Consider the following 15552-nt stretch of genomic DNA (forward strand, 5'->3'; position numbering starts at 1 on the left):
CTAGCAAAACCTGCTTGAGCCGCCCAGCCCCCGCGAAATATCGTGGCGTCTAACGCAAGCCGCGGTGGCTGGCGGAACGGGAAGAGAGGCGGGAATGAGCGGACAGGCTGTACGCAATGTGCTCTGGATCATGTGCGACCAACTGCGCTGGGACTACCTGTCCTGCTATGGGCACCCGTGCCTGCGCACCCCCAATATCGATCGTCTGGCCGCCGAAGGCATGCGTTTCGACAATGCCTTCGTGCAGGGCCCGGTCTGCGGGCCGTCGCGCATGTCCTATTACACCGGCCGCTATGTCACCAGCCACGGTGCGGTGTGGAACTTCGTCCCCATGCCTGTCAGCGAAATGACGCTGGGCGACTACCTGCGCCCCCTGGGCGTGCGCGTGGCGGTGGCGGGCAAGACCCACGTGGAGGCCGACAGGTCCGGCATGCGGCGCCTGGGCATAGATCCGGCAAGCGCCAGCGGCCTGCTGGCCGCGCAAGGCGGCTTCGAGCCCTACGACCGCGACGACGGCATCTGGCCGCCGGGCTTCAGCGACGAATCGCACCACTACACGCAATACCTGCGCAAGCAAGGCTACGACGGCGCCAATCCCTGGCACGACCACGCCAACTCGGCGCTGGGCGCCAACGGCGAGATCCTGTCCGGCTGGAACATGCGCTATGCCGGCCTGCCGGCGCGCGTCGCGCAAGCCGACTCCGAAACGCCCTACATGACGCGGCGCGCGATCGAATTCATGGAGCAAAGCGGCGAGCAGCCCTGGGTGCTGCATCTGTCCTACATCAAGCCGCACTGGCCCTATGTCGCACCCGCGCCGTACCACGCCATGTACTCGGCCGACGACATGCAACCCGCCAAACGCGCGGCGCGCGAACTCGAAAACGCGCATCCCGTGCTGCAGGGCTTTCGCCAGGCCGAGGTCAGCAGGAACTTTTCCTGCGACCAGGTGCGCGAGACCGTGATACCCACCTACATGGGCCTCATCAAGCAGGTCGACGACCAATTGGGCGTGCTGTTCGACTACCTGCGGCGCAGCGGCCGCGACCAGGACACCATGGTCATCTTCTGCAGCGACCATGGCGACTACCTGGGCGACCACTACCTGGGCGAGAAGGAATTGTTTCACGATTGCGTGGCCAAGGTGCCGCTGATCGTGCGCCTGCCCGGCGACGGCGCGCGCCGCGGCGTGGTGGAATCGCGGCTGGTGGAAGCGATCGACCTGGTGCCCACCATCCTGGACGCGCTGGGCGCCGAGATCCCCGACCACATCCTCGAAGGCCGTTCCCTGCTGCCGCTGCTGCGCGGCGAGGAACCCTCCGACTGGCGCCGCGCCGTGTTCTCGGAAAACAACTACGCGTTCCGCGACTTCGTGCGCGAACCGCTGGGCCGTCCCGCCGACGGCTGCCACACCATCATGGTGCGCGACCACGATTGGAAGTACGTCCATTTCGAAGGCCTGCGTCCGCAGCTGTTCGATTTGCGCGCCGACCCGGACGAGTACGACGACCTGGGCGCGGATCCCGCGCACGCGTCCGTGCGGGAACGCTACCAGGCCATGCTGTTCGACTGGCTGCGCAACCGCAGGATCCACCCCACCGTCAGCCACGCCGCCATGACGGGATGGACACGCAAGGAGGACTCGGTCGGCATCCATATCGGCAGGTGGTAGCGCAGCGCGCCCGGACCAGGGCGCCTGAAAAAATAAACTCAGGAGACAGCATGAAATCGCAATTACTTGCGCTGGCAGCCTGTATGGCCGCCAGCACGGCGTCGCACGTCCAGGCGCAGGAGGAGTGGCCCACGCGCGCCATCCGCATCGTGGTCGCCTTCCCCGCGGGATCGCCGGGCGACACCGCCGCGCGCATCGTGGCCGACGCCGTGGGGCAGTCGCTCAAGCAGCCGGTCATCGTCGAGAACCGCCCCGGCGCGGGCGGCAACATCGGCGCCGAAGCGGTGGTCCGTGCGCCCGCCGACGGCTACACCTTCCTCGAAGCGCCCGACACCGTCGTCACCATCAACCCCGCCATCTACCGCAAGCTGAATTTCAAGGCCGACGACCTGACGCCGGTGGTCGCGCTGGCGAACTTCAACCAGATGCTGGTGTGCTCGGCCGCCTCGGGCCTGCGCACGCTGGCGCAGCTGGACGCGCAAGCCAAGAAGACGCCCGGCGCCCTCAGCTATGCCTCCGGCGGCCAGGGCGTGCCTGGCCATCTGGCGATGGAGCTCTATCTGTCGGGCGCCGGCCTGGACATCCTGCACGTCCCCTACAAGGGGCCGTCGCCCGCCACGCAGGACGTGCTGGCCGGCCAGGTGCCCTGCGGTTATCTGGCCTCGCCGGTGGTCGCGCCCTACGTTGCGGCCGGCAAGCTCTACGGGCTGGCGGTGTCGGGCAGCGCGCGCTCGGTCCAGGCGCCGGACGTGCCGACCATGCAGCAGGCCGGCGTGGCCGGCTACGACGCCACCTTCCGCGAAATGCTGTTCGCGCCCAAAGGCACGCCGGCCGCCATCGTGCAACGCATGAATACGGAGGTGGCGCGCGCCCTGGCGCTTCCGGAGGTGAAGCAGAAGCTGCAAGGCAACGACCTCGATCCGCAGCCCGAATCGCCCGACGCCACTGCGCTGCGCTTGCGCGAGGACGCCGCCAAATGGACCGGCGTCATCCGCAAGATCAATCTCAAGGTGGACTGAGACGCCCGCCCCTTTCCCCCGTCCGCGCCCTTTCCGCCGCGCGGGCAGCAGTACCCGACACAGGAGGCACCATGAACACCGCAACACCGACCACCGTCTTCGGCTCGCTCAAGGATTACCGCAAGGGCTCGATCGAGATCACGCAAGGCTCGCCGCGCCATTACGTCTTTTCCAACATTTTCGAGGTGGCCGCGAACTCGGCGCCCTACGAAAAGGTCGTCGTCGGCAAGAACCTGGAATACGTCATCGAAACGCTGCGCGCCGAAGGCGTATCGCCTTGGTACGCCTGCAGCCACGACGAGTTCGCGATCCTGATGGACGGCCAGGCCCAGGTCGAGTTCCTGGCGCTGGACCAGCCGCCCCCCGCCGCTGACGGCACGGCGCTGGCGGGGACGGCCCCCGCCGGCAAGCCCATGGGCCGCGTGCTGCTGGGCCGCGGACACCAATGCCTATTGCCCGCCGGCTGCGCCTACCGCTTCACCGCACCGTATCCGGGCGTGCTGCTGATCCAGACCCGCGCCGGCGAATTGTCCGTCGAGAAGTGGGCGGACATCTGCCTGCAGTAAGCCGCCCCCCTTTTTCCTTTTCTGGAGTACCGATATGGCCATGCTGGACACCCCCGCTCCCGCCTCTTCCTTCGCCGCCGGCAAAGTCGTGGCTAGGCCCGCCGACGCCGTCACCGGCTACAAGCGCTTCGATCTCGGCGCGTTCACCTTCACCCGTGACGAATACTTCGTCAAGGTGCACTGGCCTTCCAAGGGCCAGACGCGCACCCACGCCATCGCGGCCGACGCTTTCCTGCGCGCGCTGATGCGCGACGTGGCCTGGGGCTTCTTCTACGGCTGGGTCAACTTCGACCACGTGTTCGGCACGCGCAACCACTACGGCAAGGTGGACGTCTACGCCGGCTCGTTCAACGGCGTCATGAAGGCCGCGGGCGTGGACTACACGGAAACCTTCGACACGCCGCTCATCATGGCCACCTTCAAGGCCATGCTGCACGACTGGACCAACGAAGGCTTCGATCCGTTCGCCGCGCCCGAGGAAACCGGCTCCGCCTTCGGCCGCAAGCACGGCGACAACATCGCCGCCATCGAGCGTTCGCGCATCGCCACGCGCCGCATGCCCGGCCTGCCGGAAGACTCGCCGCTGCGCGACGACCTGCCGGTCAACCGCGCCTTCGCCGACGTGACCCAGGATGAGCCGCAGATCCAGGCCGAACCGGGCTACGAGGGCGCGCTGCACGCGTTCAGCCTGTTCAAGTACCTGTCGCGCTCGGACGTGACCTGGAACCCTTCTGTCACCTCCGTCTGCGGCGCCAGCCTGTTCTGCCCCACCACCGAGGAGTTCATCCTGCCGGTGTTCCATGGCAATGACCGCGTCGAATGGTTCCTGCAACTGTCCGACGAAATCGTCTGGGACATCGGCGACAAGGACACCGGCGCGCCGCGCGCCCGCGTCACCATGCGCGCAGGAGACATCTGCGCCATGCCCGCCGACATCCGCCATCAGGGTTATTCGACCAAGCGCTCGATGCTGCTGGTCTGGGAGAACGCCACCCCCGATCTGCCCCAGCGCTACGAAAGCGGCGAACTCGCGCCCTACCCCGTCGAGTTCTGAACCCGCCTCCTTCCACCCATCACGTATCCAGAGCCATGCAGAACAAACTCTTTATCGACGGCCGTTTCGTGGACGCAGCCGCCGGCGGCACGATAGACGTGCTCAACCCGCACGACGGAACCCTCATCACTGCCATCGCCGCGGCCGAAGCCGAAGACGTGGACCGCGCGGTCGCGGCCGCGCAACGCGCCTTTCCCGCCTGGTCGCGCATGGCGGCGGCCGAACGCGGGCGCCTGCTGCTCAAGCTGGCCGACCTGATCGAAGCCAACGCGGAAGAACTGGCGCAGCTGGAAACGCTGGACACCGGCCATCCGATACGCGACACGCGCGGCCTGGACGTGCCGCGCACCGCCGGCTGCTTCCGTTACTTCGGCGGCATGGCCGACAAACTGCAAGGCAGCGTCATTCCGGTGGAAGCGGGCTTCCTCAACTACGTGCAGCGCGCGCCCATCGGCGTGGTCGGCCAGATCGTGCCGTGGAACTTCCCGCTGATGTTCACCAGCTGGAAGCTGGGGCCGGCGCTGGCGGCCGGCAACACGGTGGTGCTAAAGCCTTCCGAACTCACCCCCCTGTCGACCCTGCGTATCGCCGAACTGATGGCCCAGGCGGGCTTTCCCGAAGGCGTGGTCAACATGGTCCCCGGCTACGGCCACACCGCAGGCCAACGCCTGGCCGAGCATCCCGGCGTGGGCAAGATCGCCTTCACGGGGTCGACTGCCACCGGCCGCCGCATCGTGCAGGCGTCCCAGGGCAACCTCAAGCGGGTACAGCTGGAACTCGGCGGCAAGGGCGCCAATATCGTGTTCGACGACGCCAACCTCGACGCTGCCATCAACGGCGCGGCCTGGGCCATCTTCCACAACCAGGGCCAGGCCTGCATCGCAGGTTCGCGCCTGATGCTGCACGACAAGATCGCCGATGCCTTTCTGGAGCGCTTCACGGCGCTGGCGAATTCCATCCGCCTGGGCGACCCGCGTTCGCCCGATACCGAAATGGGTCCGCTGACCTCGGCGCAGCATCGCGACAAGGTCCTGTCCTACGTGGGCATTGCCGCCGAACAGGGCGCGCGCCTGCTGGCCGGCGGCCAGGCGCCCGGCGGCGAACTGGCCCGCGGCTACTACGTCGCGCCCACCATCGTCGAAGCCCGGCCCCAGGACCGCGTCGCGCAGGAAGAAGTCTTCGGCCCTTTCGTCACCGTGCTGCGCTTTGGCAGCGACGAGGAAGCGCTGGCCATCGCCAACGCCACCGATTACGGCCTGGGCAGCGGCCTGTGGACGCGCGACCTGGCCCGCGCCCACAAAATGGCAGGCGCCATCCACGCCGGCATGTGCTGGATCAACTGCTACAAGCGGGTCAATCCCGGCAGTCCGTTCGGCGGCGTGGGCCAGTCCGGCTACGGACGCGAAATGGGCTTCGAGGCCATGCATGACTACACTGAGGCAAGGTCCGTGTGGGTCAATGTGGACGCCGCCGTGCCGCCGCATTTCAAGCGCTGAGGAGCCGCCATGAACCCTGCCATGCCGAACGCCGAAACCGCCCTGACCGACACGGTCGCCGCCGCCTTTGCCCAGACGCCGGATCCCAGGCTGCGTCAGCTGATGCAGTCCCTGGTGCGGCATCTGCACGCCTTCGTTGCCGACGTCGAGCCCACCGAGGCCGAATGGATGGCCGCGATCCGGTTCCTGACCGAGACCGGCCAGATCTGTGACGGCGCGGTGCGGCAGGAATTCATCCTGCTGTCCGACACGCTGGGCGTATCGATGCTGGTGGACGCCATCAACCACCGCAAGCCGGGCCAGGCCACCGAGAGCACGGTGTTCGGCCCCTTCTACATGGCCGGCATGCCCGAGCGCGCGGCGGGCGAGGACATGGCGCAGACGCCAGGCGAGCCCGCGCTGGTGCATGGTCATGTGCGCGACACCGAAGGCCGGCCGCTGGCCGGCGCCGTGCTCGACGTGTGGCAGACGGCCGCCAACGGCATGTATTCGGGCCAGGACCTGGACCAGCCGCAGGGCAATCTGCGCGGCCGCTACCGCAGCGGCGAAGACGGCAGTTTCGCGATCCGCACCATCCTGCCGGTGTCCTATCCGATCCCGGGCGACGGTCCCGTCGGCCGCATGATGGCGGCGACCGGCCGGCACATCTTCCGGCCGGCGCATCTGCACTTCATGATCGATGCGCCTGGGCACCAGCGGCTGGTAACCCATCTGTTCAACGCCGGCGATCCGTATCTCGCGTCGGACGCGGTGTTCGGCGTGAAGCCCTCGCTGGTGCTGCAATACCGCCCGCAAGCTGCGGATTCCGCGCTGGGCAAGCGCTACGGCTTCGGGTCGGACTTCCACGAGGGACGTTATGACTTCGTGCTGCCCCGCGCTTGAGCACGCCGCCGGGGCGGCGCTGTGCCGGGTCGAAGACATTCCGGATGGCGGCTCGCTGACGGCGGAGATGGGCGCGCAGCCGGTGGTCCTGCTGCGGCGGGGCCAGACGGTCTGGGGCTACGTCAACCGCTGCCCCCACTTCTCGGTGACGCTCAACGCGGCCGACGGCGCGGTCCTGACCTACGAAGCCCAGGTATTGATGTGCGCGCATCATTCGGCCCTGTTCCGCTTCGAGGACGGGTTGTGCATCGAAGGCCCCTGCCAGGGCGCGGCGCTCGATCCGCAACCGCTGCGCGTGGACGCGGGACGCGTCTTCGCGGCGGATTCGAATCTGAAAATCGATTGAAAGGTTGACGCCGCCGACAACAGTTGTTACACACACAGACGCATTGCACTTGCCCTCAGAATCTCTCCATAAGAGGTGGTTTATGAACAAGCGTATTGTTGTCGTAGGCGGCGGCGTAGGCGGCACCATGCTCGCCAATCAGCTCGCCGGAAAGCTGTACCCCGAAATCAGCCGCGGTGAAGTCTCCATCACGCTGCTGTCGGACACGCCGGATCACTACTACAAACCGGCGTTCATGTACGTGGCCTTCAACCTCTTCTTCCAAGAGGAACTGAAACGGCCGGAACGTTCCCTGCTTCGCCCCGAGATCGAATTCCGCGTCGACAAGGTCACGCGGTTCCACTTCGACCGCCAAGAGGTCGCCACGCAGGGCGGCAAGCGCTACGGCTATGACTATCTGGTCATCGCCACCGGCTGCGTACCCTCGCCCGAACGCATCGAAGGCCTGAAGGAGGCCGGAGACCACTTCTACCAATACGCGCCCGCCAGGCAGTTGGCGGACCGCCTGTCGCGCATCGAGCGCGGGCGGGTATTCATCAGCGTCACCTTCCCCAAGACGCCCAACGTCCCGCACCAGTGCGGCATCGCGCCGATCGAAACCACGCTGATGCTGGACGACTACCTGCGGCGGCGCGGCGTGCGCGACAAGGTGGAGATCATCTACACCTACCCCACCACCTCGCAGCTGCTTCGCAATTGCCTGTTCCTGCAGCGGCCAACCTGCGAAGTGCTACCCGCCATCTTCGAGCAGAAGGGCATACAGTTTCAACGCGGCTTCACCTTGTCGCGGGTCGATCCCGACCGGCGCATCGCCTACTCGGAGGAAGGCGGCGAACAGCCCTTCGACATCCTCATGGCCACGCCGCCGATACGCGCGGTGGATGTCGTGCTGGAGTCCGGCGTGTCGCAAGCCGAAAACAACGAAGGCTGGCTGCCGACCGACCACGAGACGCTGCAGGTCTACGGGCTGCAGAATGTCTACGTCATCGGCGACACCGTCGATCTGCCGGTCAGCAAGGCGGGCGGCTCCTGCCATAACCAGGCGCCGGTCATCGCCAACAACATCGCCGGCGAGATCCGGCTGGGCCAACCGTGCAGCGCCTATGACGGCCGGGTGCAGGCGGTGGCCCAGATGGGGCTGAACGCCGGCATGCCGCTCTGGTACGACTACACCCATGACGTGCTGCCCACGCCGCCCACCAAACTCGGCGGCCTGCTGCGCCACGGGTTCAACCGCGGCCTGTACTGGGCCGTCGCAAGGGGAATGCTATGAACGCGCCGCACGAAGCAAGCGCCACGCAGGCCGCCGACGCGGCCGCTCCGTTCCTGGGCGGCGGGCCGGGCGCACGCGCGCTGGCCGACAGGCTGGGCCTGCTGGCCGAAGCGGGACGGCTGGACAACATCGCCGACCTGCTGTCGCTGGCGTCCGATCTGGTGGATCTGCTGGATCAGTCCATGGTGGAAAAGCTGGCGCTGCTGTCGGAACAGGCCAGCAGCGCCGCCTGGACCGCCGCCAATACGCTGCGCGATGCCCACACGCGCACATTGCAGGAAGCGCGCCCTCCGAGCCTGACCGGCCTCATCGGCCTGATGCGCGATGAGGACACCCGCCGCGGCATGGCCGTGGTGCTGCGGGCGCTGCAGACGCTGGGCAGGCAGATGGCGGCGCAACGCAAGGACTACGCCGACGCAAGCTGAAGACGCATGTAAAAAACCCCCGGAAACTGGACGTCAGTCCAGCTTCCGGGGGTTGTTTTCATGCGCGGCCGGGATCTCGCCGCGCCGGACCCGTTTACTGCAAGGTCCGCGTAAAGACGAACTGCCCGTCCTGCCAGTCCACCGGCACCACGTCGCGCGGGCCGAAGCGGCCTTCCAGGATCAGGCGCGCCACCGGGTTTTCGATCTGCTGCTGGATCGCGCGCTTCAAGGGGCGCGCGCCGAACACCGGATCGAAGCCGGAGCGGGCCAGTTCCGCCAACGCGGGTTCGCTCACTTCGAGGCGCATCTCCTGCTTTTCCAGGCGCTCGCCCAGGCGGCGCAGCTGGATGCGGGCGATCGACTCGATGTGCTGCGCTTCCAGGCCATGGAACACGACCACTTCGTCGATACGGTTCAGGAATTCGGGGCGCAGGGTCTGCTTGAGCTCGTCCCACACCACTTCCTTGACCACTTCGTAAGGCTTGCCGGCCAGGCTCTGGATATGGTGCGAACCCAGGTTGGACGTCATCACGATCACCGTGTTGCGGAAGTCCACCGTGCGGCCCTGGCCGTCGGTCAGGCGGCCGTCGTCCAGCACCTGCAGCAACACGTTGAAGACGTCCGGATGGGCCTTTTCGACTTCATCCAGCAGCACCACGCTGTACGGCTTGCGGCGCACGGCTTCGGTCAGGTAGCCGCCTTCTTCGTAGCCCACGTATCCCGGCGGCGCGCCGATCAGGCGGGCCACCGAGTGCTTCTCCATGAATTCGCTCATGTCGATGCGGATCATGTGCTCTTCGGAATCGAACAGGAACTCGGCCAGCGCACGTGTCAGCTCGGTCTTGCCCACGCCCGTGGGGCCCAGGAACAGGAAGGAGCCGTAGGGGCGCGACGGGTCCGCCAGGCCGGCGCGCGAACGCCGGATGGCGTCGGACACCAGGCGTACGGCCTCGTCCTGGCCCACCACGCGCTTATGCAGGTATTCCTCCATGTGCAGCAGCTTCTCACGTTCGCCCTGCATCATCTTGGACACCGGAATGCCGGTGGCGCGCGACACGACCTCGGCGATTTCCTCGGCGCCGACACGGGTGCGCAACAGGCGCGGACGCCCTTCGCCGCCCTCGGCTTCCTCGGCCGCTTCCGCGGCGCCCACTTCGGCCGCCTTCAGGCGCGCTTCCAGGTCCGGCAGCTTGCCGTACTGCAGCTCGGCCAGCTTGTCGAACTGGCCCTTGCGCTGCAGTTCCGCCATTTCGGCGCGCACGCTGTCGATTTCTTCCTTGATGGCCTGCGTGCCCTGCACCGCCGCTTTCTCGGCCTTCCAGATTTCCTCGAAGTCGTTGTACTCGCGTTGCAGCTTTTCGAGTTCGTCCTCGATCACGCCCAGGCGGCGCTTGGAAGCGTCGTCGGATTCCTTCTTGACGGCTTCGCGCTCGATCTTGAGCTGGATGATGCGGCGGTCCAGCTTGTCCATCACTTCCGGCTTGGAATCGATTTCCATGCGGATGCGCGCGCCGGCCTCGTCGATCAGGTCGATGGCCTTGTCAGGCAGGAAGCGGTCGGTGATGTAGCGGTGCGAGAGCTCGGCCGCGGCCACGATGGCCGGGTCGGTGATCTCGACGCCGTGGTGGATTTCATAGCGCTCCTGCAAACCGCGCAGGATGGCGATGGTGGATTCCACGTCGGGCTCGTCGACCAGCACCTTCTGGAAGCGACGCTCCAGCGCCGCGTCCTTCTCGATGTACTTGCGGTATTCGTCCAGCGTGGTCGCGCCGATGCAGTGCAGCTCGCCGCGCGCCAGCGCGGGCTTGAGCATGTTGCCCGCGTCCATCGCGCCTTCGGCCTTGCCCGCGCCCACCATGGTGTGGAGTTCGTCGATGAAGACGATGTTGCTGCCGTCGTCCAGCGACAGCTCTTTCAGCACGGCCTTCAGGCGTTCTTCGAATTCGCCGCGGAACTTCGCGCCGGCCAGCAGCGCGGCCAGATCCAGCGACAGCACACGCTTGCCGCGCAGCGTTTCGGGAACTTCGTCATTGACGATGCGCTGCGCCAGGCCTTCGACGATGGCGGTCTTGCCCACGCCGGGTTCGCCGATCAGCACGGGGTTGTTCTTGGTGCGGCGCTGCAGGATCTGGATGGTGCGGCGGATTTCGTCGTCGCGGCCGATCACCGGGTCGAGCTTGCCTTGGCGGGCGCGCTCGGTCAGGTCCATGGTGTACTTGGACAGGGCTTCGCGATTGGATTCGCCTTCCGCGCCGGAGACGTTCTCGCCGCCGCGCACGGCGTCGATCGCGGCCTCCAGGGCCTTTTTCTGCAGGCCCGCGTCGCGCAGGATGCGGCCGGCGTCGCCCTTGTCGTCCGCCAGCGCCAGCAGGAACAGTTCGCTGGCAATATAGGTGTCGCCACGGCGCGCGGCTTCCTTGTCGGTGCGGGTCAGCACCGCCTGCAGGTCGCGGCCGACCTGGACGTTGTCGTCGCCCTGCACCTGCGGCAGGGACTTCAGGGCGCTGTCGATGGCCGACTGCACCCGGTTGACGGCCACGCCGGCGCGCGCCAGCAGGCTGCCCGCGCCGCTGTCGGAATCCGACAGCAAGGCGGAGAGCACGTGGATGGGCTCGATGTAGGGATGGTCGTTGCGGGCGGCCAGACTCTGAGCGTCGGCCAGGGCTTGCTGGAACTTGGTAGTCAGTTTGTCGAATCGCATAATGGTCGTTTGGCTTGTTGGGGAGCCTGACCGATACGTGCCGGCTGGCTCGATATCCTGAATATGCGGCCAGATGCGAGAATTTCAACACCCTGCCCGCGCCATGGTTTTTTCGACGTGCAGCAACAACCTGACCTATGAGCATATACGTTTTTGTCTACGGCACCCTACGCGCGGGCGAAATCAATGACCTGGCTCAAGCCGCCGCCCGGCGCGGCCTGCCGGCGGCCCGCCATGTCGGTCCGGCCAGCGTGCCGGGCCGCCTGGTGGACTTCGGCGACTGGCCCGGCCTGATCCCGGTGGACGACGGCCGGCGCGTGCGCGGCGACATTTTCCAGGTGGAGCCCGCCCTGGTGGCGCTGATGGACGAGATCGAGGAGTACGAATCCGGCAAGCCCTGCTGCTTCGTGCGGCGCGAGGTCGTGGCGCGCCTGGAACCGCCCGCGCAAGCCCCGGAACTGCGCTGCCAGTACTACCCGATAGACCCAGCCCTGCGCGGCGCGGCGGTCGATATAGCCGCCGACGACTGGGTCGCTTACCGCCTTGCGCGCCCCCTATCGGACGCCCCGTAAGACGCCCGTAGTAACAACGGACTACAATACAGCTTGTCTTAAGCTTTATACCCATGCCGGCATCCGTCCGCGCAATGGGCACTATAGAGGTCATCGTATGCAAAAACGGGTCCCCGTTGCCCCTGATGCCGCCCATTGCTCCACATGCATGCTGGGGCATGTGTGCGTGCCCGTGGGCATGGCAGCCGCGGAAGTGGAAAAGCTGGACGAACTGGTCAGGGAACGCGTGCGCCTTGAAAAAGGCAAGCCGCTCTATTCGCTGAATCACCCGCTGGACGCGGTCTACAGCGTGCGCTTCGGCAGCCTCAAGACGCAGCTGGAAGACGCGACCGGCCAGATCCAGGTCACCGGCTTTCATCTGCCCGGCGAAATCGTCGGCATGGACGGCATGCTGGACGGCAAGCACGTCTCGACCGCCGTGGCGCTGGAAGATTCCGAGGTCTGCGTCATCCGCCTGGCCGACATCGACCGGGTCGCGGCCCACCTGCCCTCGCTGCAGCAGCAATTCCGCCGCCTGATGAGCCGCGAAATCAACCGCTCGCACCAGATGCTGGCATCGCTGGGCTCCATGCGCTCCGAGCAGCGCCTGGCCGCGTTCCTGCTGAACTTGTCGCAGCGCTACGCTTCGCTGGGCTATTCCTCCACCGAATTCGTGCTGCGCATGAGCCGCGAGGAAATCGGCAACTACCTCGGCCTGACCCTGGAAACGGTCAGCCGGCTGTTCTCGCGCTTTGCGCGCGACGGCCTCATCAAGATCAACCAGCGCGAGGTCCGCATCCTGGACCTGCCCGCGCTCAAGCAGTTGCTGGGCCAAGAGAGCTGCTGAATTTCCGCCGCGCCATGCGCCGCGCACCTATCCTCCCCTTGCTTGTAGCGCGGCCGGACCGCATGCGCGGCCTGGCCGCGCTGTTCGCCCTGGCGGCGCTCGCGCCGCTGGCCGCGCGCGCGCAGACGCCCCTGCCCGACCCTTACGACTACAGCGAAACCGCGCCCGCGCCCAAGCGCGCGGCGCCCTTGCGCTGGCAGTCCGTGGAACTGGGCAAGCCCGGCCACCGCTACAAGATGCCGGTCTACGCCAACCGCGACCTGGCCAAGGACGACCTGCGCAACATCAAGCAGGTCGTGGTCGTGATCCACGGCGTCAAGCGCGACGCCGACCGCTATTACGAATCTGTCGCCGCGCTGCTGGCGCACAACCCCGAGCGGGCCCGCGACACCCTGATCCTGGCGCCGCGCTTCTCGGGCTCCATCGATTCGGGTTTCGGCGGCATGGCGGCCTGGCGCAAGGCCAGCTGGGAAGACGGGGAAGACAGCGTGCAGGCCGCGGGACGCCCCGCGCCCGTCAGCTCGTTCCAGGTGCTGGACGACCTGCTGCGCAGCCTGGACGACCGCAAGCGCCTGGCCTCGCTGGCCGGCATCGTGCTGGCCGGCCACTCGGCCGGCGGGCAGTTGGTACAACGCTACGCGGTGCTGAACAACATCGACGGCCCGCTGCGGCGCGACGGGCTGGCGCTGCGCTACGTCGTCGCCAATCCTTCGTCCTACCTGTACCTGAGCAACGAGCGCCCCCGCGCCGACGGCAAGGGCTATGCGCCCTACGAGCGCGGCATCTGCCCCACCTACAACCAGTACAAGTACGGCCCGGACAAGCTGCCCGCGTACTCGCGCGAGACCGACGAATCCAAGCTCTTTGTGCGCTACGCCGCGCGCGACGTCACCTATCTGCTGGGCGGCGCCGACAACAATCCCGAAGACCGCCTGCTGGACAAGACCTGCGGCGCGGAAGCCCAGGGCGCGACCCGGCTGGCCCGCGGCACAGGCTACGCACAATACGAACACGTGCTGGCCGCCCGCGGCGCCAAACCCGTGACGCTGCACCGGCGCGCCTTCGAAGTGGCCGGTATCGGCCACAACAGCAAAGGCATGTTCGGCTCGGTCTGCGGCACGCAGGCGCTGCTGGGCGACGAGGCCCAGGCGGCGGACGGCGCCGCGCCTTGCGAAGTCATCAAGCCACGCGGCAAGTGAGCCGGCGCGGCCAGGCCTGACAAAAAGCTGAACAAGAAGCGGTATTGATACGCGTGCATTTCCGCGCGCGCAGGCGCAACATAACGCAATGCATGTTCCATTCGCGGCCCACCCGCGATCGCGTGTCCGGCGTCCCCCGACAAACGCACCCGAAGGATGGATATGACACAAGCGTATCTCGACATCCCCGACGCGAAGCGCCGCATCAAGGCGATCTTCATCGGCTCCATGGGCAATCTGGTGGAGTGGTATGACTTCTACGCCTATACCGCTTTCGCCCTGTACTTCGCCCCCGCGTTTTTCCCGTCCCACGACCCGGTCGTCCAGCAACTGAACGCGGCCACGCTGTTCGCGGCCGGCTTCATCGTGCGTCCGCTCGGCGGCTGGCTGTTCGGCCATCTGGCCGACCGCCATGGGCGGCGCCTGTCGCTGATGGTGTCGGTGGGGATGATGTGCGTGGGCTCGCTGATCATCGCGGTCACGCCCACCTATGCCACCATCGGCCTGGCCGCGCCCGCGCTGCTGGCCCTGGCGCGCGTGATCGAGGGGCTGAGCCTGGGCGGCGAGTATGGCGCCAGCGCCACCTACCTGACCGAGATCGCGGACCCCGAGCATCGCGGCTTCTATTCCAGCTTCCAGTACGTCACGCTGATCGGCGGCCAGCTCTGCGCCATCCTGGTGCTGCTGCTGTTGCAGAACGTGTTCCTGACCCACGAGCAGTTGGTGGAATGGGGCTGGCGCATCCCCTTCGTGATCGGCGCCATGCTGGCCATCATCACGGCCCTGATGCGGCGCGACATGCCCGAGACGGATTCCTACAAGGAGGCGCAGAAAGCACCCAAGCCGCAGACCAGTTCGCTGCGCGGCCTGCTGAAATATCCGCGCGAGGTCGCGATCGTGGTGGGCCTGACCGCGGGCGGCACCGCGGCGTTCTATACCTTCACCACCTACATGCAGACCTTCGTGCGGCAGACCTCGGGCTTCTCCGACATCGTCACGACCTACATCATCGCCGGGTCGCTGATCTTCGCGCTGATCCTGCAGCCGGTGTATGGCGCGCTGTCCGACAAGATCGGGCGCAAGCCGCTGCTGGTGTTCTTCGGCGTGGCAGGCGCGGCGCTCACGGTGCCCATCCTGATGACGCTGTCGCATACGCATTCGCCCTTCATGGCCTTCCTGCTGATCTGCGGCGCCTGGGTGTTCACGGCCGGCTACACCTCCATCAACGCGGTGGTGAAGGCGGAACTCTTCCCCACCAACATCCGCGCCACCGGCGTGGCCGTGCCCTACGCCGTGACGGTGTCGATCTTCGGCGGCACGGCGCCGGCCATTGCGCTGTTCTTCAAACAGCAGGGACACGAGGAGTGGTTCTACTACTACCTCGCCGGCATCATCTTCCTGTCGCTGCTGGTGTACGCCACCATGCGCGACACCAAGCACCGGTCGGCCATGCACCAGCACGCCTGATTCCTTTCGCGCCAACTTTGTTGCTTGACAGTCCCGCGGCTTCGGCTTAATACT

The 15552-nt window shown here is 66.7% G+C and carries 14 protein-coding genes; 13 read left to right on the forward strand and 1 reads right to left on the reverse strand.

Annotated features, from left to right (window positions below):
• Window positions 1-94: 94 nt before the first annotated feature.
• The 9 genes from IB259_RS09335 to IB259_RS09375 all read left to right on the forward strand — a co-directional run bounded on the left by IB259_RS09335 (window position 95) and on the right by IB259_RS09375 (window position 8733).
• Window positions 95-1672 carry an alkaline phosphatase family protein gene (locus IB259_RS09335; protein WP_192328609.1) on the forward strand — a complete coding sequence of 526 codons (1578 nt, stop codon included), beginning with the start codon at window positions 95-97 and terminating at the stop codon, window positions 1670-1672.
• 50 nt (window positions 1673-1722) lie between these two features.
• Complete coding sequence (locus IB259_RS09340) at window positions 1723-2691, forward strand: tripartite tricarboxylate transporter substrate binding protein (RefSeq protein WP_054452486.1); 969 nt, start codon at window positions 1723-1725, stop codon at window positions 2689-2691.
• 71 nt (window positions 2692-2762) lie between these two features.
• Window positions 2763-3257, forward strand: a complete 495-nt coding sequence (locus tag IB259_RS09345) for a hydroxyquinol 1,2-dioxygenase (protein ID WP_192328611.1) — start codon at window positions 2763-2765, stop codon at window positions 3255-3257.
• 34 nt (window positions 3258-3291) lie between these two features.
• Complete coding sequence (locus IB259_RS09350; RefSeq protein ID WP_192328613.1) at window positions 3292-4311, forward strand: hydroxyquinol 1,2-dioxygenase; 1020 nt, start codon at window positions 3292-3294, stop codon at window positions 4309-4311.
• A gap of 35 nt (window positions 4312-4346) precedes the next feature.
• Window positions 4347-5807, forward strand: coding sequence for an aldehyde dehydrogenase family protein (locus IB259_RS09355; protein WP_119449282.1), 1461 nt, complete (start codon window positions 4347-4349; stop codon window positions 5805-5807).
• Window positions 5808-5816: 9 nt separating this feature from the next.
• Window positions 5817-6689, forward strand: coding sequence for an intradiol ring-cleavage dioxygenase (locus IB259_RS09360; RefSeq protein ID WP_175164162.1), 873 nt, complete (start codon window positions 5817-5819; stop codon window positions 6687-6689).
• A complete protein-coding gene (locus IB259_RS09365; RefSeq protein ID WP_192328615.1) occupies window positions 6664-7035 on the forward strand; it encodes a Rieske 2Fe-2S domain-containing protein in 372 nt (123 codons plus the stop codon). Before IB259_RS09360 ends, IB259_RS09365 begins: the two co-directional genes overlap by 26 nt.
• An 82-nt stretch (window positions 7036-7117) precedes the next feature.
• Window positions 7118-8308, forward strand: a complete 1191-nt coding sequence (locus tag IB259_RS09370; protein ID WP_119449280.1) for an FAD/NAD(P)-binding oxidoreductase — start codon at window positions 7118-7120, stop codon at window positions 8306-8308.
• A complete protein-coding gene (locus IB259_RS09375; protein WP_175164159.1) occupies window positions 8305-8733 on the forward strand; it encodes a DUF1641 domain-containing protein in 429 nt (142 codons plus the stop codon). Before IB259_RS09370 ends, IB259_RS09375 begins: the two co-directional genes overlap by 4 nt.
• A gap of 94 nt (window positions 8734-8827) precedes the next feature.
• Here IB259_RS09375 and clpB read toward each other — a convergent pair whose 3' ends face one another.
• Window positions 8828-11434, reverse strand: a complete 2607-nt coding sequence (gene clpB, locus IB259_RS09380) for an ATP-dependent chaperone ClpB (protein WP_054452508.1) — start codon at window positions 11432-11434, stop codon at window positions 8828-8830.
• A 137-nt stretch (window positions 11435-11571) separates the two neighbouring features.
• Here clpB and IB259_RS09385 point away from each other — a divergent pair, with 137 nt between their 5' ends.
• From IB259_RS09385 to IB259_RS09400, 4 genes are all read left to right on the forward strand, one after another.
• On the forward strand, window positions 11572-12006 hold the full coding sequence (locus IB259_RS09385) for a gamma-glutamylcyclotransferase (RefSeq protein ID WP_192328618.1): 435 nt from the start codon (window positions 11572-11574) through the stop codon (window positions 12004-12006).
• Window positions 12007-12103: 97 nt separating this feature from the next.
• Window positions 12104-12832 (forward strand): helix-turn-helix domain-containing protein, encoded by a 729-nt coding sequence (locus IB259_RS09390; protein WP_013394848.1) that lies wholly within the window; start codon window positions 12104-12106, stop codon window positions 12830-12832.
• A gap of 14 nt (window positions 12833-12846) precedes the next feature.
• Window positions 12847-14031: an alpha/beta fold hydrolase gene (locus IB259_RS09395; protein WP_082400856.1), complete on the forward strand. Its 1185-nt coding sequence runs from the start codon at window positions 12847-12849 to the stop codon at window positions 14029-14031.
• 162 nt (window positions 14032-14193) lie between these two features.
• On the forward strand, window positions 14194-15498 hold the full coding sequence (locus IB259_RS09400) for an MFS transporter (RefSeq protein WP_054452516.1): 1305 nt from the start codon (window positions 14194-14196) through the stop codon (window positions 15496-15498).
• The last annotated feature ends 54 nt before the right edge of the window (window positions 15499-15552 follow it).

Source organism: Achromobacter sp. ACM04, assembly GCF_014851465.1.
In the GTDB taxonomy this organism is placed as follows: domain Bacteria; phylum Pseudomonadota; class Gammaproteobacteria; order Burkholderiales; family Burkholderiaceae_B; genus Achromobacter; species Achromobacter aegrifaciens.

Excerpts from the sequence above, each read along its gene's own strand:
- IB259_RS09335 (WP_192328609.1), top strand. The coding sequence starts at position 95 with ATGAGCGGACAGGCTGTACGCAATGTGCTCTGGATCATGTGCGACCAA.
- IB259_RS09340 (WP_054452486.1), top strand. The coding sequence starts at position 1,723 with ATGAAATCGCAATTACTTGCGCTGGCAGCCTGTATGGCCGCCAGCACG.
- IB259_RS09345 (WP_192328611.1), top strand. The coding sequence starts at position 2,763 with ATGAACACCGCAACACCGACCACCGTCTTCGGCTCGCTCAAGGATTAC.
- IB259_RS09350 (WP_192328613.1), top strand. The coding sequence starts at position 3,292 with ATGGCCATGCTGGACACCCCCGCTCCCGCCTCTTCCTTCGCCGCCGGC.
- IB259_RS09355 (WP_119449282.1), top strand. The coding sequence starts at position 4,347 with ATGCAGAACAAACTCTTTATCGACGGCCGTTTCGTGGACGCAGCCGCC.
- IB259_RS09360 (WP_175164162.1), top strand. The coding sequence starts at position 5,817 with ATGAACCCTGCCATGCCGAACGCCGAAACCGCCCTGACCGACACGGTC.
- IB259_RS09365 (WP_192328615.1), top strand. The coding sequence starts at position 6,664 with ATGACTTCGTGCTGCCCCGCGCTTGAGCACGCCGCCGGGGCGGCGCTG.
- IB259_RS09370 (WP_119449280.1), top strand. The coding sequence starts at position 7,118 with ATGAACAAGCGTATTGTTGTCGTAGGCGGCGGCGTAGGCGGCACCATG.
- IB259_RS09375 (WP_175164159.1), top strand. The coding sequence starts at position 8,305 with ATGAACGCGCCGCACGAAGCAAGCGCCACGCAGGCCGCCGACGCGGCC.
- clpB (WP_054452508.1), bottom strand. The coding sequence starts at position 11,434 with ATGCGATTCGACAAACTGACTACCAAGTTCCAGCAAGCCCTGGCCGAC.
- IB259_RS09385 (WP_192328618.1), top strand. The coding sequence starts at position 11,572 with ATGAGCATATACGTTTTTGTCTACGGCACCCTACGCGCGGGCGAAATC.
- IB259_RS09390 (WP_013394848.1), top strand. The coding sequence starts at position 12,104 with ATGCAAAAACGGGTCCCCGTTGCCCCTGATGCCGCCCATTGCTCCACA.
- IB259_RS09395 (WP_082400856.1), top strand. The coding sequence starts at position 12,847 with ATGCGCCGCGCACCTATCCTCCCCTTGCTTGTAGCGCGGCCGGACCGC.
- IB259_RS09400 (WP_054452516.1), top strand. The coding sequence starts at position 14,194 with ATGACACAAGCGTATCTCGACATCCCCGACGCGAAGCGCCGCATCAAG.